Below are 18,350 nucleotides of genomic sequence, written 5' to 3'. Positions count from 1 at the left end.
TTTGTTTCAAACAGAAAGGATAAACATATGTTTTCAATTCGTGAATACACCGTAGAAAAATTGCAAGATCCATTTGGAATGTTATCAGGTGAACGCTATGAGTTTCACCTTTATATCGACGTAGATGAAGAAGATGAACTATATACAGGCAGTGACTTAGGTCTCCGAACACTTTATATTATTAATGATGGCAAATCTTCTATTTCTCAACCTTATTTCTATGAAATCTCTACTAATAAGGTGTTAGATTTTGAACTAGAAGATGATGAAGCTGTTGAAGTTCAAGCATTTTGTAGCAAGCATCTAGAAGCTGAAAATACAGGAGAATAAACAAAAAGAGGCTGGGACATAACTAATTCAGCCAATGATAAACCTGAACGATCGAGAGTTCCTCACTTTTAATCGTTCAGGTTATTTTGATTGTGAAAACAATTTTGGAGACAAGGTGGAATGGAGCGTAGGACACTCGACTCCTGCGTGATATAGAGGGAAAACTGAGATCCCGCAGCGCTGCGAGGAAGCTCAGGTTCCTCCCCGTGGAAAGCGAGTGACCGTAGCGGAATGGAACGAACTTATTCTGACAACGTAAAGAGGTGAGAAAAGGTTTTGTTATGTTCCATCCTCTTTTTATTTCTTTTTTTCTTCATGTTCCATTAGTTTTTTTACTATTTCTGTAGGCTTCCAGCAGTTAAACTGGTAGGATGGTTTCGTATCATACCCCAACCTGGAACAAAAATACTTCATTCCATTTTCAAGCTTTATACTTCTAAAATGCTGACAGGTTGCACAACAGTGAAAATCCCGCACGGTTCTTCCCCCTTCTTCTTATCTTTTCTTGTATAATAAGTATATTATATTATCACTTTGCGTGTACTTAACATATGCTTCTAAGAACGCGAGTGCAAAACAGCTCTCACCTTATACGTAGATTACCTTTTTTATAGAAAGGAGGATTCGATGGAGTTTCTACAAGTACTACTTCCTATTTTCGGCATTTTCGCTCTTGGATTTATCGGCCAAAAGACCATTGGTTTTGATGCAAAAAACATTTCAAAAATGTCATTGTATCTAATGTCTCCTGTACTTGTCTTTCAAACGTTTTATACGAATCTAATATCTGTTACATATTTGTACCTAGGCGCTTTTTTACTCATTCTTTGCTTATCAATCATTGCGGTTGTCAGGCTAATTGGGTTTATCCGGAGTTATTCAACAACGGAAACATGTGGAATGATTCTCGCTTCTGCATTTATGAATAACGGTAACTACGGAACTCCTGTAGTCTTATTAGTATTCGGAGCGATGGGATTAGATATTGCAATTGTACTAATGGTTCTTCAACAGCTCATCATGTGTACCGTTGGGGTTTACTATGCTGCAAAAGGCAGTCCCGAGGCGAACGGAATCAAATCTGCTTTGCGTGCTGTTGCAACAATGCCAATTGTATACGGAGCCATCTTAGGGCTGACTTTTCAACTTCTACATATTACGCTAAGTCCACCCGTTGAAGAAGCAGTTAGCTTAGTAGCAAGTGCGACAATTCCAACAGTTATGATTGTTCTAGGGATGCAGCTTGCTAATATCAAGTTAAAAAACATTGCGTTTCGCAAACTGTCTTTTTCGTTATCATTAAAATTATTAGTTTCACCAATTCTTGCATTTATCATTGTTCAATTTTTACCGATTGATCAAATGACAAAGCAAATACTCATTATTATGGCTGCCATGCCAACAGCAGCTAATACCACAATGTATGCGCTCGAGTATAACACTGACACCGAGTTTGTCTCATCATCCACGCTTATTAGCACCTGTTTGAGCCTTATTACTCTTCCGATTGTATTGAGCGTTGTAGTCTAAATAAAAAAGAGGAACTGCTATGACAGTTCCTCTTTTTTATCATTTTTTAAAAATCCCGAACGGTTTTCCAATCGGAAGCACTTCTCTTCCAAAATGCGTATTCAATACTGCGGCTGCCGATCCATAGAACGACATAATTGCAATTAAAAGCTCTGAAAAAGCAGCTAATAAATGTGTGAAATGGTACATAACATTAAACGAACTCAATGATAAACCAATAAATAAGAAATCGATAAGAACAAAAATAATGAAAAGAACTTTATTCGTTTCCATTGCTCCAACTGTCATAAATAAGCTGAAAATTAAATAGCCGATAAAAGCCATACCTAATTGTCGCCCATCAACTACTGCGAGTTCTTCTCCAAAAACCCCTAGCTGCATTAACCATGAAGCAGCTACACCGAACCAGAACAATCCGAATGCTCCAAATGCAGTCATACCAAACGTATTATTATGCTTGCCATCTTGAATAGCTGCGAACAATTGCGCAAGACCACCTAAGAAAATAGCCCACGGCAAAATAAAAGCTAATCCATCTGTTAAGCCCAGCTTTTGTGATGATGCTACTAGCGTCACCATTGCCAAACCGAATAACCCAATAGCTGATGGATCAGCAGTGGTAATCTTTACTTCTTGTGCTTTAACTTGACTCATTTTTTACCTCCTAAAATACACATGCTTAAATAAGGTACTTGTTTATTGAGAAGCTGTCAATACATTTTTGTAAAATAGAAAAAGCTACCTTAAATAAGGTAGCTTTTAACGATTTAAATTAAAGTTTTACAACGTTTTCAGCTTGAGGACCACGTTGACCTTCAACGATTTCAAACTCTACGCTTTGGCCTTCTTCTAATGTTTTGAATCCGTCTGTTTGAATAGCTGAGAAATGAACGAATACGTCATTTTCTCCTGGAACTTCGATGAACCCAAATCCTTTTTCACTATTAAACCATTTTACTGTACCTTTAGTAGCCATAAAAACCTCCAAAAAATGTAAAAAATTTAATATGTTACTCTATATTTACACCGTAAATAAAAAATTCACATATTATAAAGACTTTCTACTACGAAGTAGATCTCCTTTATAACACGTGAATTGTGTATCAACCATCTAGTTCGCAATAAATCCTCTCATTCTGAAATAAGTGAGAGCACTTAATCTTTTATTTAAAAATTAAAAATGTTTACGTTTTCATTCTACAATAACTTTTTCTAAAATGCAAGAGAGAACGGTAGTTTTTTACATTCTTCTTTTCTTGATTTCAAAAAGAATACAAAGCCGAATCAACAGGTTCGGCTTTCACCTCTCTATTATGTAAGCATATTGTCTAAATCTTCATCGATGACTTCTTTACGCTTATTTTGTAGCGTTTCAAATAACAATCGTGCTTCTACTTCTGTTAAAGCAAAGGTTGTTTTCTCATGTTCATTCCCTGTTTCGCTTCGTATAATCAATAAGCTTTCTTCAATTCCACGGTTCATTTTTACCACTCCTTTTTGGCTTAGTATAAGCTTATTTCAAATTTCTATGTATGTTTTCACCTCGTTTAACGAAAGCTAACGAACGAAAGTTATTTCACAAGGAGGAATGGGACATGATAAAAAAATCACTTTTTGTAGCAGTTAGTTTCGCAACAACCTTATCATTATTTGGTTGTAACACTACAGACCAAGGAAAAGATGGCCTCATTAATGACGATACGGTCCGCAACGTTTCATATGAAAATGAAATGGATAACAATATGAATGACGTAACGCAAGAAAAAAAGCGTGATCAATATGCTGAATCACGCATGGAAGTAGCAAACGGTGCAGCCGATCGAGTAAATGCATTAAGTGAAGTGAAAAATGCAAACGTTGTTGTAATGAATCGTGATGCGTATGTTGCAGCAGTTTTAGAAGATAAAAAAGAAGGCAAGTTAACAAAAGAAATGGAAACAAAAATTGCTGATGAGGTTAAAAAATCTAACAACAACATTCAAGAAGTATATGTTTCAACAAACCCAGATTTTGTTGATCGCATGAATGGTTATGTTAACAAGTTGGAAGATGGGCAGCCAATTACCGGCATTATCGACGAATTTAATGAAGTAGTACGCCGAGTATTTCCGAACAATCGTTAATTAAAAAAGGCCGTTCCAAAGCGGCCTTTTTTTGTTTTAGAACGTGTACATATTTTTAATCAAAAGGCATCATATTAAATAGTAGAAAGCAACAATTTTATTGGTAATTTATTCTAATTTTTAAAGAATAAATACATGTTTTAATATTCAGAATAGTTTTACTTTATTTTTATTTAGTAAGCGGTTTCATTAGCTTTATTTATGTAATGAAGCGGGTTTCATTTCAAAAAATTCATGTTTAATAACTTGATACTCTGGGAAAAGTTTGTTAGCTTAAAAAACCGTAAGCTGTTTATATGACACGATTTTCCACAAGTCATATATAAAAACAGAAAAAGGAGAGATATTGTGGATATTAGTTTATTTATTTCACTAGCAATTTATTTTATAGGGATGCTAGCTATCGGTTGGTATGCTTATAAAAAATCTACTGATGACATTTCAGGCTATATGCTAGGTGGTCGTGGACTTGGTCCTGCTGTAACAGCCCTATCAGCTGGTGCATCTGACATGAGTGGTTGGATGTTAATGGGTTTACCAGGTGCTATGTATGCTACAGGAGTATCTAGTTTATGGATTGCCGTTGGTTTAACAATCGGAGCTTACCTAAATTACCTAATTGTTGCTCCGCGTCTTCGAACGTACACAGAAGTAGCAAATGACTCCATTACAATCCCAGATTATTTTGAAAACCGCTTCAATGATACATCCAAAGTTCTTCGAACAGTATCAGCCATCGTTATTTTTGTCTTCTTCACTCTTTATACTTCTGCTGGAATGGTATCCGGTGGTACATTATTCGAGTCTGCGTTTGGTTTAGACTATCGAATTGGTTTATTTGTAACAGCAGGTGTTGTTATTGCTTATACACTATTCGGTGGATTTTTAGCGGTAAGTTTAACCGACTTTGTACAAGGTATTATTATGTTTATCGCTCTTGTTCTTGTACCGATTGTAGCGTTTACTGAATTAGGCGGTGTTGGAACAACGTTTGATGTAGTTCGTGACATTGACCCAGCGTACTTAGATTTCTTTAGAGGTACAACGGTTGTTGGAATTATCTCATTCTTAGCTTGGGGTCTTGGCTACTTTGGGCAACCTCACATTATTGTTCGATTCATGGCTATTTCGTCTATTAAAGAGTTAAAACCAGCTCGACGCATTGGGATGGGATGGATGATTATTTCCATTATCGGTGCAATGTTTACTGGATTAGTTGGTATTGCTTATGTTGACCAAACTGCAACCACATTAGCAGATCCAGAAACAATCTTTATTAAATTCGCACAAGTATTGTTCCATCCATTTATTACAGGGTTCTTACTAGCAGCGATTCTTGCTGCAATCATGAGTACAATTTCGTCTCAGCTACTTGTAACATCAAGTGCTATTACGGAAGACTTTTATAAAGCGTTTTTCCGTCGCAAAGCAACAGATAAAGAACTTGTCTTAGTAGGACGTCTATCTGTACTAGGCGTCGCAATCATTGGTATTCTCTTATCATTAAATCCAAATGATACGATTTTGGGTCTTGTAGGTTATGCATGGGCCGGGTTCGGTTCAGCATTTGGCCCTGCAGTTTTACTAAGTCTATACTGGAAGAAGATGACTCGTTGGGGTGCTCTTGCCGGTATGATTGTTGGGGCTGCTACGGTATTAATTTGGGTAAACGTACCTGGATTAAGCGAAGCACTTTATGAAATGATTCCTGGTTTCGTACTAAGCTTCTTAGCTGTCGTCGTTGTCAGCTTGTTAACGAAAGATCCTTCAACGAAAGTTCAAGGTACTTTCGTTGAAATGGAAGAAACATTAGAAGAAGAAACTAAATAAATCCAAACGAAAGCTCGCAAACATCTTTTTGCGAGCTTTTTATTTTCTATACGTAGCCCAAGCTTTTTCTTCATACGTATATAGATAAGAGCTTATAAGGAGGTTTATAGCATGCATCCATCCATGTTTCCATATAATCACCAGCCCCCACCATCACGTGAAGGAAATGAGCGTGAGCTAAAAGTGATAGGAGAAGGCCGTATTACGGCTGTTCCAGATGGCATTTCCATTATTATCGGTGTTCGTACAGAAAACCTAAGCGTACAGCAAGCATTAAAAGAAAACACTACCGTTTCCAATACAATGATTGATGGCTTTCAAAATGCTGGAATTGAACAAAGTGATATTGAGACCGCATCGTTTACTATTAACCCAAAATATGACTACACTGATGGCAAAACGACATTAGTTGGATACGAAGTACAGCATTTATTTGAAGTTCATGTTGCAGATATTAAACAAGCTGGTGAAGTGTACGCTATCTCTGTTGCAAGCGGTGGAAACGTAGCAGAAGATATTCGTTTTTTTGTGAAAGATCCGACACCCTATGAAAAGCAAGCACTTTCTCAAGCCGTTCAGCACGCTGGAGAGAAAGCAACGGCTATTGCAGACACCCTAGGCGTTGCCTTAAACCCTATTCCGCTGGAAGTCACTGAACGGACTCAGCAGCCCCCTGGTGGCTATGTAGTGGCAGCTAAGACACTTGGGTCTGCTCCACCGATTCAAACGCAGTCTCTGACAGTTGTATCAGCTGTAGAAGTGACATACAGGTACTAGAGTATGTGTGCTAAACTAATACGTATATTAATAAAAGGAGTTTATGCATCGTGATATCAGATGAACAATTGTTTAGCGCCTATCAAAAACTTTGGGTAAATCGCTCTTTTTCCAACCAAGATAATCTTTCCGTTAAAGAAAAGTTATCCTATGCTATTCAAAAGGATTTACGTGATGAAATGACGCATCCTCGCGTTCGTAAATCTCCTGAGGTAAAATATGAACTGGCCGTTCAGCGGATTAACAATAGCAGTCTTGCTCATAGCGAACAGCTGGCTTTAATCGACCTGTATACAAAACTACTCAGAAATTGCTAAAAAAGAGGTTGTTTCTATTTAAATCTAGAAACAACCTCTTTTCTTCTATTATTATTTAGTTACGGCTTTTTCTTGAAAAGAAATTAGAGCATTATTAAAATCTTCTTTTAAATCCTCATACTCTTCCAGTCCAACTGATAAGCGTAACAGCGATTCTGTAATGCCTTTTTCCTCTCTCACTTCTTTTGGAATACTAGCGTGAGACATTGTTGCTGGGTGTGTTAAGATGGATTCAACTGCGCCTAAACTTACACCAATCGAAGATAAGCGCACGTTTTTTAATATATGCTGTGCGAGTTCATCATTTTTTAATTTAAACGAAATAATTGCTCCGTATCCGTTTGCCTGCTCAGTAATCAATTCATAATCAGGATGTGTCTTCAGTCCTGGGTAATAAACCGCTTCGACGTCACGTTGCTCTTCAAACCATTTCGCTAGCTCTAAAGCCGTTTGTTGTTGCTGATCTAACCTTACTTTTAATGTTTTAATGCCTCGTAGAAATAAGAAGCAATCCTGTGGCCCTAAAATAGCTCCAAATGCGTTTTGAACAAACTTTACTTCATCAGCAAGCTTTTCATCACTTACAACAACCAATCCACCAATTACATCGCTATGGCCACTAATATACTTTGTCGCACTATGAATGACGATATTTGCCCCTAAATTAATTGGCTGCTGCAAGTAAGGTGTCATAAACGTATTATCAACGATTGTTAACAGGTCATAGCGTTTAGCTAACGCTGCAACGCTTTTAATATCCGTTACCTGTAAGAATGGATTTGATGGGCTTTCAATGTAAATCGCTTTTGTTTGGCTCGAAATGACTTCCTCTACTTCATCTACATTTGTCATGTTGACAAATGTAGTTTTAATACCAAACTTTGAAAATAATCTTGTTAATACGCGATATGTGCCACCATAGATATCGTTTGAAACGATAATTTCATCGCCTGCTTCAAATAAACAAAGAACAGATGATACAGCGGCCATTCCTGATGAAAAAGCAAACCCAGCAGCTCCATTTTCAAGCTGTGCAATCGTATTTTCTAAAGCTTCTCGTGTTGGATTACCTGAACGCGAATAGTCATAGCGCCCACCGTTTGTTTCGTCTTCTAGATTGAAAGTAGACACTTGATAAATGGGAACATTTACCGCTCCAAAATGTCCATCAATACCTGTTTTTGCATGAATTAAATTTGTACCAAATGAGTGTTTATTGGTTGTATGCATCAAATGCCTCCTTTAAGTCTTGAATTAAATCCTCTGCATGTTCAATCCCAACAGATAAGCGTAATAAGCAATTCGTTACGCCAACTCGATTTCGTATTTCTTCTGGAATATCTGCGTGAGTCTGACGAGCTGGGAACGTCATTAAGCTCTCCACACCACCTAGACTTTCAGCAAAGGTAATCACCTTTATATTCTCAAGTAAGACTGGCACAATTTGCGGGTCCGTTACAGCGAAGGAAATCATTCCGCCAAAACCTCCTGCTTGTTGCTTCATTACGTGATAGCCTGGATGAGATTCAAGACCTGGATAGTACACTTTCTCAACCAGCTCATGTGAAGTCAGCCAATTCGCAATTTTCAGCGCATTTTCATTGTGTTTCTCCATGCGCAAAGCAAGCGTTTTAATACCTCGCAGCAACAACCAGCTATCTTGCGGACCTAAAATTGCACCTGCTGCATTTTGATAAAAGCGAATTTTTTCACCTAGCTCGCGACATCGTGCAACGACTAACCCGGCTACTACGTCATTGTGACCACCAATGTATTTACTAGCGCTATGAATAACGATATCCGCTCCAAGAGAAAGAGGTCTTTGATAATAAGGTGACATAAACGTATTATCCACAATTGTTAACAAGTTACTTTCTTTAGCAAGTTCAATTATTCCTTTTAAATCCGTTACGTGCATCATTGGATTTGTCGGTGTTTCAATAAATAACGCTTTCGTATTCTGCTTTAATACTGCTTTAACTTGGTCTAAATGAGCTGTATTTACATACGTTACTTCTACACCTTGTTCTGCAAAAATATCATTTAAAACTCTGTATGTACCACCGTATAAATCTTCAGAGACGATTAAATGATCACCGTTTTTAAACAAAGCAAGTACAGCCATAACTCCTGCCATTCCCGAAGCAAATGCCGCTCCAACTTCGCCTTCTTCTAACGCAGTGATCGCATCTTCTAACGCTGTTCTTGTTGGATTAGCTGTTCTAGCATAGTCATATCCTGTGCTTTCTCCTAAACGGGGGTGTGCAAACGTAGATGCTTGATAAATAGGTGTTGTAATGGAACCTGTAGCAGGGTCTCGATTGACGCCCGAACGAACAAGTAGTGTTTCAATATGCATAATGTCCTCTCCTCTTTGCAGTAAATAAAAAAAACTCTTCACAGATGGAAGAGCGTTCGCTTAATCACGACTTCTCTCATCTGTTAAAATACAATCGTATTTCACAGGAATTAGCACCGTTCAAACTCACTGACTAACATATGGTTTGATGGTTGCCGGGCTTCGCAGGGCCAGTCCCTCCGCCACTCTGGATAAGAGTTTTATTAAGTTAATTATTCATTGTGTATACTTTAATAAAAATAACAAAGAATGTCAATAGAATTTTCTAAACAATTTCAATTGTCTCATTTATTCAAAAAGACTTCATTGATTTTCTTATATAGGCTGCTCTGTCTTTAATAAAGTCACAAATAAACGCAGGTTCTTGATAAAAAGTAGCTAACTTGTGCTGTATATACGGATCTTTCTCTACATAAGGCAGAATCAGCTGGTGGAGTGCTTCAATCTTTGGTTTCATATAGTTAACAGTGAACTGATGATTTAGCGCAGAATTCATTTTTTCAATATATTGTTTCTTAAATTTTGATATGGCCAAAAGTCGTGCTGTTAACGTATTAAACCCTTCCATTCTCACATAGTTACTTTCCATTTCATCTCCGTTGACATCGCGCCCCCACGTAGCATCATAGTCCCAAGGAAGGAGTTCAAAGCACTTCGTATCACTGTTCCGGTACAAAGCATAGTTATGAACAAAACCATCAAAGTTTTGAAGACAAATTACTCCCACCAACCAGGCTAAATAGCGATCTACCTCCAAGTGCTTTTCAATATTATCTTCAAACTCTTGATTCGTCCATGTATTCAAGTTATAAATAAAATATTCTAACGCTTCTTCATCTTTTCCGTACGCTACTTTTGTTTCGTACCCTGATTGAAGCGATTCTTTTGGCTTCTCATCCAAATCACTCATTAACGAGAAGTTGGCATCTCCGTCTACAGCGTAAAAGATAGAGCCTTTTGGCAAACTACGCTTTGTTAAGAAGTACTCGTTTACCGATTCTAACTGTAAATAAACACCTTCATTTTTCCCGTTAATGGTGAGATGAACAAACTGTGATTTCGGTGATAGTACGCCAAGGTCTGAAAAGAAATCGAGCGATAGTTTATTGCGAACTAGCGATGGATCTTTATATTCTGCATTGAGATGAATTTCGTTGGTCTTCCCGAATTTATTTGGTGAATAAAACTCTATATAGTACGATTTCTTTCTCATTTCTCGGATGTGTGATCCCCTTAGAGTTAAGCCTATTTCATACCTCTTTTTATGAACTTTCATCACTGCGGGTATGGAATCTTCAGACCAGATGTCGGCCTTTAGTTCTTTAAAGTCCCGAACATTAGCAAAAACAGAATAGGTGGCAATTCCCATCTCTTTCCCTCCTTTTGGATACATTTTAAATTATATGAGCTCATCTCCCACCGAGATGCTAGAAACTCCTTGGTTATTTCTTAAAATTCCACGTTTATCTCATAGCAAGTACGGCGTATTAAGCGTATCTTATGGTGAAAGGCAAAAAAAATGATTCTCATAAGGAGGTTTTTAGATTGTATATTCAATCTAAGCGTATTCGTAAAGCTGCTGAATCTTTACAAAAATCAGAGCTAGGCAGATTTATGTATCAAGAACCAAAAGGTCATAGCTCAAAAAGTTCATCTAAAAAAACAGCTCTTTCTCACAAAAAGACGGAGAAAAAGACAGAAAAGAAAACAGAGAAAAGAACGGAAAACAAGTACTGTACGAAAAGCTCACGTTCTCACAAAAAGCATCGTTCTCACAAAAAAGTAACGTGCTTCTGTAAAGAAAAGCACTCTTATAAAAAGCACCGTTCTTGCAAAAAACACTCTCACTCTACAAAGCACTCTTATAAAAAGCACCGTTCTTGCAAAAAACACTCTCACTCTACAAAGCATTCTTATAAAAAGCACCGTTCTTGCAAAAAACACTCTCACTCCACAAAGCACTCTTATAAAAAGCACCGTTCTTGCAAAAAACACTCTCACTCTACAAAGCATTCTCATAAAAAGCACCGTTCTTGTAAAAAGCATTCTCATTCCACAAAACACTCTCATAAAAAACACCGCTCTGAAAAGAAAAAAACATGTTTCTGTAAAGAAAAACACTCTTACAATAAGCATCAATCTTCTCAAACGTTTAAACATTCCCATAAAAAAGAGAAACACTCTTCAAAAAAATCTGGTCACAAGAAAAAAACTGGGCATTCACACTTACCTAACTTAACAAGCCATCCAATTACAGGCAAAAAGCCAGTTAAAAAATGTGACCATTCTCCTTGCTTCTGTAATCACCCATTCAACCGCTTCTTTAGATAAAACATTACATGCTCTACAAGACGTTATAGCTTCTTGTAGAGCCCTTTTATTCCATTTACATGCTATACAATTCTTTATATTTTAAAGATACCTGTAAACCCTTTTACTAAGTTTGTTAATTGATTCATTGCTCCCATCATCTGTCCCGCTGTATTCATCATTTTATTAACGTCATAATTTCCGTCTGAAGATTTAAATTGAGACATTAAAGAATGAAACTGGTTAGGCTGTTGCTTCATTTGCTGATTACCTTTTGGATAAGGATTTGGAAAAGGCATTCCATTTTGATAAAAAGGGGATTGCTGTTGGTTGTTTACATATTGCATTTGGGGTGGAACTTGAGCATAAGGCTGTTGCGGCAACTGTGTATGATGCCATGGTTGCTGATGATATTCTGGAAATGGGTACACCTGACTTAAATCAAACCGTTCTTCTTCCCATTGATTCTGCATGTAATATGGATAAGGATTCTGTTGATTATACATACTGGCTCGCTACCTCCCTTTAAAAATTTTATTATATGGTATGTGGGTACTCAATCTGAGGTGACGCACTACACCTTTTATTTTTCACTTTATATTTAGAAGAAAGTTGTGAAAAATGTTAGTTTCTGTCGAAAGTTTAAATTTTTCAAAAAAACGAGATAATTTCAATCTATGTTACGATAACTATAAGTGATGCTAACAAGACAAGCACACAAAATGGGGATAAGGAGTGAATTTACATGTATGTGAACGAGCTTCAACAAGCTTTTATGGCTAAAAAACAATATGAGCCAACTTCAAGTAATGAGCTGCTAGACTTTGCGCAGCAGCAGTATTTAAAAGGTTGTTTAACACTATCCGATTATAAAATCGCCGTTCGTGAGTTAGAACAAATCGGAGCTTCAAAACCCGAATTTGCACACGAGAATTAATTGTACTACATTGCCCTCAGCTAATTGACTGAGGGCTTTTCTATATTTAACTACTTATACTCATCGCTACTGTGACGCATATTAAAAAAGATCGTCCATTTCATTTCAAGGAGGAGTTTCGATGAGTCGAGGAAAACACTTTAACCATAAAAAGCAAGGGCATGAACCAACCGTTTCGCAAGCGGGGCAGCCGGTTACACCAAAACACACTCAAAAAGTGGATTATGTAATCAATACAGTCGGTACGGAAGACGATCCTGCTGTTAGCATCCACGTGCAAAAAGATAACGATTAATTCAATTACAACACAGCAAAAGCCTAAAAGTGTAAACACACCTTTAGGCTTTTACTGTTTAATCAAACTTAACCGTTCATTAAAATGGACTCTAATACGTACTTATTTGACTGATACATTTGCTTAAAGCGCTTGTCTCGCGTCTCTTGATAAAAAGACTGGAGCACTACGTTTTGCAAGTTTTCACGAAGGGTATCTACTTGATTGATGTGAATATATTTAGGCTTTGTTTCTTTGAGCCACTTGGTAACAAGATCCGTCCACATATCTAACTCATAAAAAAACTGATCAACATATGGTTTGACCTCCCCAAAGAAATTCACCTCATACTCTGAATTACTTTTAATAGTGGATAAACGAGTAAGAGCTAACTCATTATAGTGATGTAGTACCTTTGTTGCTTCTATCATTAAATTCATATTTGTCACCTCAACGATGACATTGTACCATAAATCATCGTTACACTGTACGTAGTAGTACTTCTCTTCTCCGCCATTCTGATTGAGGTGGGATTTCATAGGCTGCAGCTTCAATTTCTCGTAACGACTGGTCAATACGCTGAACGTGATTGCTATATGCTTCTTCACAAGTAGTAAACGCTTGATTAACTTGTGAAGATAATGTATCTTCTACAACATCTATTTGCTCTAATACATTATCGAATAAACTTAACACTTCGTTCGTATTTACCATTTTCAGCTTCATAGCCATCCCTCCAACTTTTCGTTTAACTACCTATTCTCTTTTTATTTTTAATCTACCTTCACACATGACAAAACTAGTTTCCATTCGGCAAAGAAAGATGTTTTACGCAGAAAATGTTTTAATTTGCACGAATTGAAATGAGGATGAGTGAAAACACTATGATTAGATTGTGCAAGAAACACGTATTGTATGTGCAGTCAACTTTGTTACAACATTCATTTGGAGGTGTAAGAAGTGGCAAATAAGCATGAACAAAAACAGCCAAAAAACAAGCCTGAAACAAAAACATTTGGTGACCCCAAAAAATTAAACGGACCAAACCGTCCGTCTACGTAATATGTCCACCTAGATAAAAAAAGCTGTTTGTACAAAACAGCTTTTTCTATCTAAAAAACTTCTTTATTCCTACCAAGACATGCAGCTGCTTCTGTTTATTTTGGTACCACTCCGTAATCGGCATAGGTGCGGATAAATCAAGACTCTTCATTAATTTCTTCTCTCTACGCTTTGAAATTCTCCACTGTCCCCTTTTTTTCTCATGATGTGAAACAATTGGAAAGGTCATTCGTAAATAGGGTGTGTCTCTTCTTTTAGACCGAAATACATACTGTTCATAATCAACGCGTGATCCCGTATGAACAGTCGACATTGAAAACTGAAGGAACTTTGGATACAAAGCTTGTGAAAACAGCAGTTCACCGAGCTTTTTACCAAGCTTAATTCGCTCATCTACCTTGGTGAAGCTATGTACGGAGCACCCATAAATTTCACCTTCCATTGTAGGGAACAAAACGGAACTAAAATGCAAAGAGTCCTGAAAGTGAAATACTAAGCGATGAAACACTTTCTTCTGGTAGAAAGGATGTGCTATTACCGCTGGCTCAATAATATGCTGTTCATTAATAATGAGAGCATGCATAAGCTCAATTTCTTTCTTCCTTTCCCAAAAGACAGTCCATTTTTCGTACATGAACGGAGATACATCAAAATATTCAAGAAGGTGAAAATAAGACTTCTCGTGTTTTTTTGATATTTCATATAGCAGCAGCTGCGGAAAAGCGTCTTGAAAGATCAGCCAATTCGCTCGCTCGTACGTTAAAAACAATAAATCTCGCGTTTCTATAGATAGTAGCTCAGGAAACCACTTTCCCTGCAAGTCACACATATTCCAGCCTGCGTTTCGTGAAACCATGCTAGCAAGAAACGACCACTTTACTTCAGGATGATTATTGTAAAAAGTTGCGTAAGCTTCTGTTCTTGATATATTATCAATGTTCAACTGTTTTGTTTTGAGCCTAATTGTTTCCACTACTTGCTGTTCAAAGCTTGTCAACATGCTGCTTTCTTCCTTTACATTTGGTATGAACACGAAGTATGTTTTCATTCTATCTCAACTGAAATTTGGTATAATAGAGTGTGCGTGTGTGAAATTAAGTAAAGGAGTGATGGTGCATGATTCGTTATCCTAACGGAAAAGCATATAACCCTGCTAAGCATCCCAACAGTCCTTCCCGGGCGAAAGTTGAGCCCGTATACAGTAATCGAGGTATGACTTTGGAAGAAGATTTAAATGAAACCAATGAGTATTATTTAGCACAAGGAATAGCAGTGGTTCATAAAAAACCTACGCCGATTCAAATTGTGAACGTTGACTATCCTAAGCGAAGTGCTGCAGTTATTAAAGAAGCTTATTTTAAACAAGCTTCTACAACCGATTACAACGGCGTATACAAAGGAAAGTATATTGATTTTGAAGCAAAAGAAACAAAAAATAAAACGTCTTTTCCCTTGCGTAATTTTCACGAACATCAAATTCAACATATGAACCAGATCGTGAAACAAAATGGAATCTCATTCGTTATATTAATGTTTACTTCTTTGGAAGAAATATACCTTTTTGAAGCACCGTCCCTTTTTCCCTATTGGCAAGATATGAAAAAAGATGGACGAAAATCCATCCCAAAAGCCGATATTGAAAAAAAAGGACATTTAATCGAACTTGGTTACCATCCTAGAATCGATTACATAAAAACTATAGATAAATTGTATTTTTAAGAGTATGATATATATGTTTACGGAAATCATTCTCTTACAATTGTTTGAAAGGTAGGAGCTTTTATGTCAGATAATTATCGCTCGCGTGAAGAACGAAGACGAGCAATGAATGACAACAAACAAACGAACAAACCACAAGGAAACAAGAAAAAAGAAAAGAAAAAAGGCGGCATTTTCCGCAAGATTGTTGCTGCAGTTTTCATTTTAGGTATTATTGGACTGATAGCTGGTGTTGGAACCTTTTTCGCATTAATAAGCGATGCACCTAAAGTTGACGACTCTGTTTTAAAAGACTCGTTTTCATCTAAGATTTACGCAAACGATGGAAAAACGGTCATTAAAGAAGTCGGAGGCGAAAAGCGTACATACGTACAATATGATGAAATTCCTCAGACTGTTAAAAATGCGTTCATTGCAACCGAAGATGTTCGCTTTTATAAACACCATGGAATTGACTTTTATCGAATTGGTGGCGCTGTAGTGGCCAACTTCAAAGAGGGCTTTGGATCAGAAGGCGCAAGTACCATTACGCAGCAGGTTGTGAAAAATTCATTTTTATCACCTGAAAAAACCGTAAAGCGTAAAGTACAAGAAATGTGGCTCTCTTATCAGCTAGAACGTAAATATTCAAAACAGCAAATTCTTGAAATGTACCTAAACAAAATCTACTTCTCGACTGGAGAAGTATACGGTATCGCCAAAGCAGCAGAAACATTTTATGGCGTGACTGATCTAAACGATTTAACAATTGATCAAGCCGCTATGCTCGCTGGCTTACCAAAAGCACCATCAACGTATAATCCGTATAAAAACCCAGAGAATGCTACAAAACGCCGTAACACAGTATTAAATTTAATGGCTAAAAACGGATTTATTACACAAGCAGAAGCAGATAAAGCAAAGCAAGTTGACGTGCAGGCAAATTTGGTTGAACAAAATGAGAAAACGTCAAAGTATGATGTATTCATCGACCAAGTAATTGAAGAAGTTCAAGAAAAAACGGATGCTAACGTCTCTTCTTCTGGATTAGAAATCTACACAACGCTTGACGTGGATGCACAGGATTATGTTGACCAATTAATGAATAACGAAATTATCACCTTCCCTAACGATAAGTTCCAGGCTGGTCTTGTCGTGTTAGACAATGAGACAGGTGCAGTTGAAGCAATTGGTGGAGGTCGTAACCGCGTAGCTGGAGGCCTAAACTTTGCTACCGACATCGAGCGTCAACCAGGCTCAACAATCAAACCTGTTCTTGACTATGGACCAGCCGTTGAGTATTTAAAATGGTCTACCGCAGAACCAATTAAGGATGAACCACATCAATACTCAAACGGTACGCAAATTCGAAACTATAGCCGAAACTATAAAGGCTGGGTATCAGCTCGTGAAGCACTAGGACGTTCGTTAAATATCCCTGCTTTAAAAGCCTTCCAAGCTGTAGGAGCTGATAAAGCACAAGAGTTCGGTGAAGGCTTAGGTCTTGAGCTTGGAGAATCTAGCGGCGAAAAGTTTGCCGAAGCGTTTTCTATCGGTGGATTTACTGAAGGTGTTACGCCTATGGAACTAGCCGGCGCTTATAGCGCATTTGCTAACGAAGGAATGTTTACAAAACCTTATACGGTAACAAAAGTAAAATTCTCAGATGGTACAGAGTTAGACCTATCGCCAAAACCGAAGCGTGCGATGCAAGACTACACGGCGTTTATGGTAACGGACATGATGAAATCCGTTGTTGAAGCACCGTACGGAACAGCACGTGCTGCACGTGTACCTGGCTTAGACATCGCAGGTAAAACCGGAACATCTAACTTTAGTGCCAAGGAAAAAGCAAGCTTTAATATTCCAGAAGGCGGCGTAAAAGATGTGTGGTTCTCGGGCTTCACGCCAAAATACACGGTATCAGTTTGGACAGGATATGAGAAAAATTCCGACGGCTATATTTATAGTGAAAACGAAAAAGCCATGGCAAAGAATATTTTCAAGCAAGTCATTACACACGTATCTCAAGGTGAAGAAAAAGGCAGCTTTAAACAACCTGATAGCGTGGTAAAACGTGCCGTTGAAAAAGTCTCAAGTAAAGATGTGAAGAAACCAAGTGGTGCAACACCAAAAGATTCAATCACGTATGAGTACTTCGTACGCGGCACAGAGCCAACAAAAGTTTCTCAAGTCTTTGTAGAAAAAGAGAAAGAAAAAGAAGAGAAAGAAGAGAAAGAAGAAAAAGCAAAACTTACAGCTTCCTTCAGCGAAGGTTCTAACGCCATTAACGTTAACTGGTCAGGTGGCGATGACGAAACGGAATTTACCGTCAATATGACCTCTTCTGATGGCGCGAGCCAAACGTTAGCGGATAAAGGAAGTGCTGGCAGCACCTCTATCCCATCACCTACTCCAGGTGCGACGTATAGCTTCAGCTTAAGTACAAATAACGCCGGCAGCGCAAGTGCTTCTGTAAAGGTACCTCAAACAGCTGAAGAGGAACCAGAAGATGATTCGGAATCCGAACCGGGTGATGAAGAGCAAAATCCTGATGAAGGAACGCGCCCTGAAGATGAAAACGATGGTGAAGAAACCGATCAGCCTGATAGCGAAGGTCCAGAGAACCCTGATCAAGGTCAACAGCCTGATCAAGGTGAAACGGAGAACCCAAGTGAACCACCTAGTCAGCCTGGAAACAATGGCAATAATGGAAACGGAAATAATGGCACTAACGGCAATGGACAAGGAAACAACCAACAGCCTCCTGCCACTCCAGATCAACAAACTGAAAATGAATAAA

General features: G+C 37.8%; 21 protein-coding genes and 1 riboswitch. Of the genes, 11 read left to right on the top strand and 10 right to left on the bottom strand.

Annotated elements, in window-relative coordinates:
* The first annotated feature begins 27 nt into the window (after positions 1 to 27).
* The gene (locus LZP85_RS05775; protein ID WP_061785369.1) at positions 28 to 330 is read left to right on the top strand and encodes a DUF6509 family protein; all 303 of its coding nucleotides are present in this window, start codon (positions 28 to 30) and stop codon (positions 328 to 330) included.
* Between the two features lie 627 nt (positions 331 to 957).
* Positions 958 to 1,860 carry an AEC family transporter gene (locus tag LZP85_RS05765; protein WP_076513268.1) on the top strand — a complete coding sequence of 301 codons (903 nt, stop codon included), beginning with the start codon at positions 958 to 960 and terminating at the stop codon, positions 1,858 to 1,860.
* A 39-nt stretch (positions 1,861 to 1,899) separates the two neighbouring features.
* Here the strand turns inward: LZP85_RS05765 and LZP85_RS05760 are convergent, their stop codons facing one another.
* From LZP85_RS05760 to LZP85_RS05750, 3 genes are all read right to left on the bottom strand, one after another.
* The gene (locus tag LZP85_RS05760; RefSeq protein WP_119543011.1) at positions 1,900 to 2,514 is read right to left on the bottom strand and encodes an acetate uptake transporter; all 615 of its coding nucleotides are present in this window, start codon (positions 2,512 to 2,514) and stop codon (positions 1,900 to 1,902) included.
* Positions 2,515 to 2,632: 118 nt separating this feature from the next.
* A complete protein-coding gene (locus tag LZP85_RS05755) occupies positions 2,633 to 2,836 on the bottom strand; it encodes a cold-shock protein (protein WP_025907130.1) in 204 nt (67 codons plus the stop codon).
* Positions 2,837 to 3,171: 335 nt separating this feature from the next.
* Positions 3,172 to 3,342: a hypothetical protein gene (locus LZP85_RS05750; protein WP_167556154.1), complete on the bottom strand. Its 171-nt coding sequence runs from the start codon at positions 3,340 to 3,342 to the stop codon at positions 3,172 to 3,174.
* Positions 3,343 to 3,455: 113 nt separating this feature from the next.
* On the opposite strand from LZP85_RS05750, the gene LZP85_RS05745 reads away from it, so the two are divergent.
* The 4 genes from LZP85_RS05745 (at position 3,456) to LZP85_RS05730 (ending at position 6,907) form a co-directional block, all read left to right on the top strand.
* Entirely contained in the window at positions 3,456 to 3,983 is a 528-nt protein-coding gene (locus LZP85_RS05745; protein WP_119543010.1) for a YhcN/YlaJ family sporulation lipoprotein, read from the top strand.
* 348 nt (positions 3,984 to 4,331) lie between these two features.
* Positions 4,332 to 5,813, top strand: a complete 1,482-nt coding sequence (gene putP / locus LZP85_RS05740) for a sodium/proline symporter PutP (protein WP_119543009.1) — start codon at positions 4,332 to 4,334, stop codon at positions 5,811 to 5,813.
* A gap of 111 nt (positions 5,814 to 5,924) precedes the next feature.
* Positions 5,925 to 6,590: an SIMPL domain-containing protein gene (locus LZP85_RS05735; protein WP_119543008.1), complete on the top strand. Its 666-nt coding sequence runs from the start codon at positions 5,925 to 5,927 to the stop codon at positions 6,588 to 6,590.
* 50 nt (positions 6,591 to 6,640) lie between these two features.
* Positions 6,641 to 6,907 carry a hypothetical protein gene (locus LZP85_RS05730; RefSeq protein ID WP_025907398.1) on the top strand — a complete coding sequence of 89 codons (267 nt, stop codon included), beginning with the start codon at positions 6,641 to 6,643 and terminating at the stop codon, positions 6,905 to 6,907.
* Positions 6,908 to 6,958: 51 nt separating this feature from the next.
* Here the strand turns inward: LZP85_RS05730 and LZP85_RS05725 are convergent, their stop codons facing one another.
* The 3 genes from LZP85_RS05725 to LZP85_RS05715 form a co-directional block, all read right to left on the bottom strand.
* On the bottom strand, positions 6,959 to 8,137 hold the full coding sequence (locus LZP85_RS05725) for a trans-sulfuration enzyme family protein (protein WP_119543007.1): 1,179 nt from the start codon (positions 8,135 to 8,137) through the stop codon (positions 6,959 to 6,961).
* The gene (locus LZP85_RS05720; RefSeq protein ID WP_076513271.1) at positions 8,121 to 9,266 is read right to left on the bottom strand and encodes a trans-sulfuration enzyme family protein; all 1,146 of its coding nucleotides are present in this window, start codon (positions 9,264 to 9,266) and stop codon (positions 8,121 to 8,123) included. The genes LZP85_RS05725 and LZP85_RS05720 overlap by 17 nt, the downstream gene beginning before the upstream one ends.
* A 73-nt stretch (positions 9,267 to 9,339) precedes the next feature.
* Positions 9,340 to 9,464: riboswitch (SAM riboswitch) on the bottom strand.
* A gap of 94 nt (positions 9,465 to 9,558) precedes the next feature.
* Positions 9,559 to 10,635 carry a CotH kinase family protein gene (locus tag LZP85_RS05715; protein ID WP_119543006.1) on the bottom strand — a complete coding sequence of 359 codons (1,077 nt, stop codon included), beginning with the start codon at positions 10,633 to 10,635 and terminating at the stop codon, positions 9,559 to 9,561.
* Positions 10,636 to 10,766: 131 nt separating this feature from the next.
* Here LZP85_RS05715 and LZP85_RS20855 point away from each other — a divergent pair, with 131 nt between their 5' ends.
* Positions 10,767 to 11,597 (top strand): CotG/ExsB N-terminal domain-containing protein, encoded by an 831-nt coding sequence (locus tag LZP85_RS20855; RefSeq protein ID WP_404826303.1) that lies wholly within the window; start codon positions 10,767 to 10,769, stop codon positions 11,595 to 11,597.
* Positions 11,598 to 11,671: 74 nt separating this feature from the next.
* On the opposite strand, the gene LZP85_RS05710 is transcribed toward LZP85_RS20855, so the two are convergent.
* On the bottom strand, positions 11,672 to 12,082 hold the full coding sequence (locus tag LZP85_RS05710; protein ID WP_206782742.1) for a YppG family protein: 411 nt from the start codon (positions 12,080 to 12,082) through the stop codon (positions 11,672 to 11,674).
* A 239-nt stretch (positions 12,083 to 12,321) separates the two neighbouring features.
* Here LZP85_RS05710 and LZP85_RS05705 point away from each other — a divergent pair, with 239 nt between their 5' ends.
* Positions 12,322 to 12,513, top strand: coding sequence for a YppF family protein (locus tag LZP85_RS05705; protein WP_025907386.1), 192 nt, complete (start codon positions 12,322 to 12,324; stop codon positions 12,511 to 12,513).
* A gap of 121 nt (positions 12,514 to 12,634) precedes the next feature.
* Positions 12,635 to 12,808, top strand: coding sequence for a hypothetical protein (locus LZP85_RS05700; RefSeq protein WP_167556155.1), 174 nt, complete (start codon positions 12,635 to 12,637; stop codon positions 12,806 to 12,808).
* Positions 12,809 to 12,876: 68 nt separating this feature from the next.
* Here LZP85_RS05700 and LZP85_RS05695 read toward each other — a convergent pair whose 3' ends face one another.
* The 3 genes from LZP85_RS05695 to LZP85_RS05685 all read right to left on the bottom strand — a co-directional run bounded on the left by LZP85_RS05695 (position 12,877) and on the right by LZP85_RS05685 (position 14,849).
* A complete protein-coding gene (locus LZP85_RS05695; protein WP_025907384.1) occupies positions 12,877 to 13,227 on the bottom strand; it encodes a YppE family protein in 351 nt (116 codons plus the stop codon).
* Positions 13,228 to 13,267: 40 nt separating this feature from the next.
* Positions 13,268 to 13,513, bottom strand: coding sequence for a hypothetical protein (locus LZP85_RS05690; protein WP_119543005.1), 246 nt, complete (start codon positions 13,511 to 13,513; stop codon positions 13,268 to 13,270).
* Positions 13,514 to 13,895: 382 nt separating this feature from the next.
* Positions 13,896 to 14,849: a DUF2515 family protein gene (locus LZP85_RS05685; RefSeq protein ID WP_224840122.1), complete on the bottom strand. Its 954-nt coding sequence runs from the start codon at positions 14,847 to 14,849 to the stop codon at positions 13,896 to 13,898.
* Positions 14,850 to 14,965: 116 nt separating this feature from the next.
* Between LZP85_RS05685 and recU the strand changes: the two genes are divergently transcribed.
* Both recU and LZP85_RS05675 read left to right on the top strand, forming a co-directional pair.
* The gene (recU, locus tag LZP85_RS05680) at positions 14,966 to 15,568 is read left to right on the top strand and encodes a Holliday junction resolvase RecU (RefSeq protein WP_119543003.1); all 603 of its coding nucleotides are present in this window, start codon (positions 14,966 to 14,968) and stop codon (positions 15,566 to 15,568) included.
* A gap of 63 nt (positions 15,569 to 15,631) precedes the next feature.
* A complete protein-coding gene (locus tag LZP85_RS05675; RefSeq protein WP_206782743.1) occupies positions 15,632 to 18,349 on the top strand; it encodes a transglycosylase domain-containing protein in 2,718 nt (905 codons plus the stop codon).
* Position 18,350 lies beyond the last annotated feature (1 nt).

The organism is Priestia flexa (assembly GCF_021441905.1).
Classification (GTDB): Bacteria; Bacillota; Bacilli; order Bacillales; family Bacillaceae_H; genus Priestia; species Priestia flexa.
This window is presented reverse-complemented; position numbering and strand designations above follow the sequence as displayed.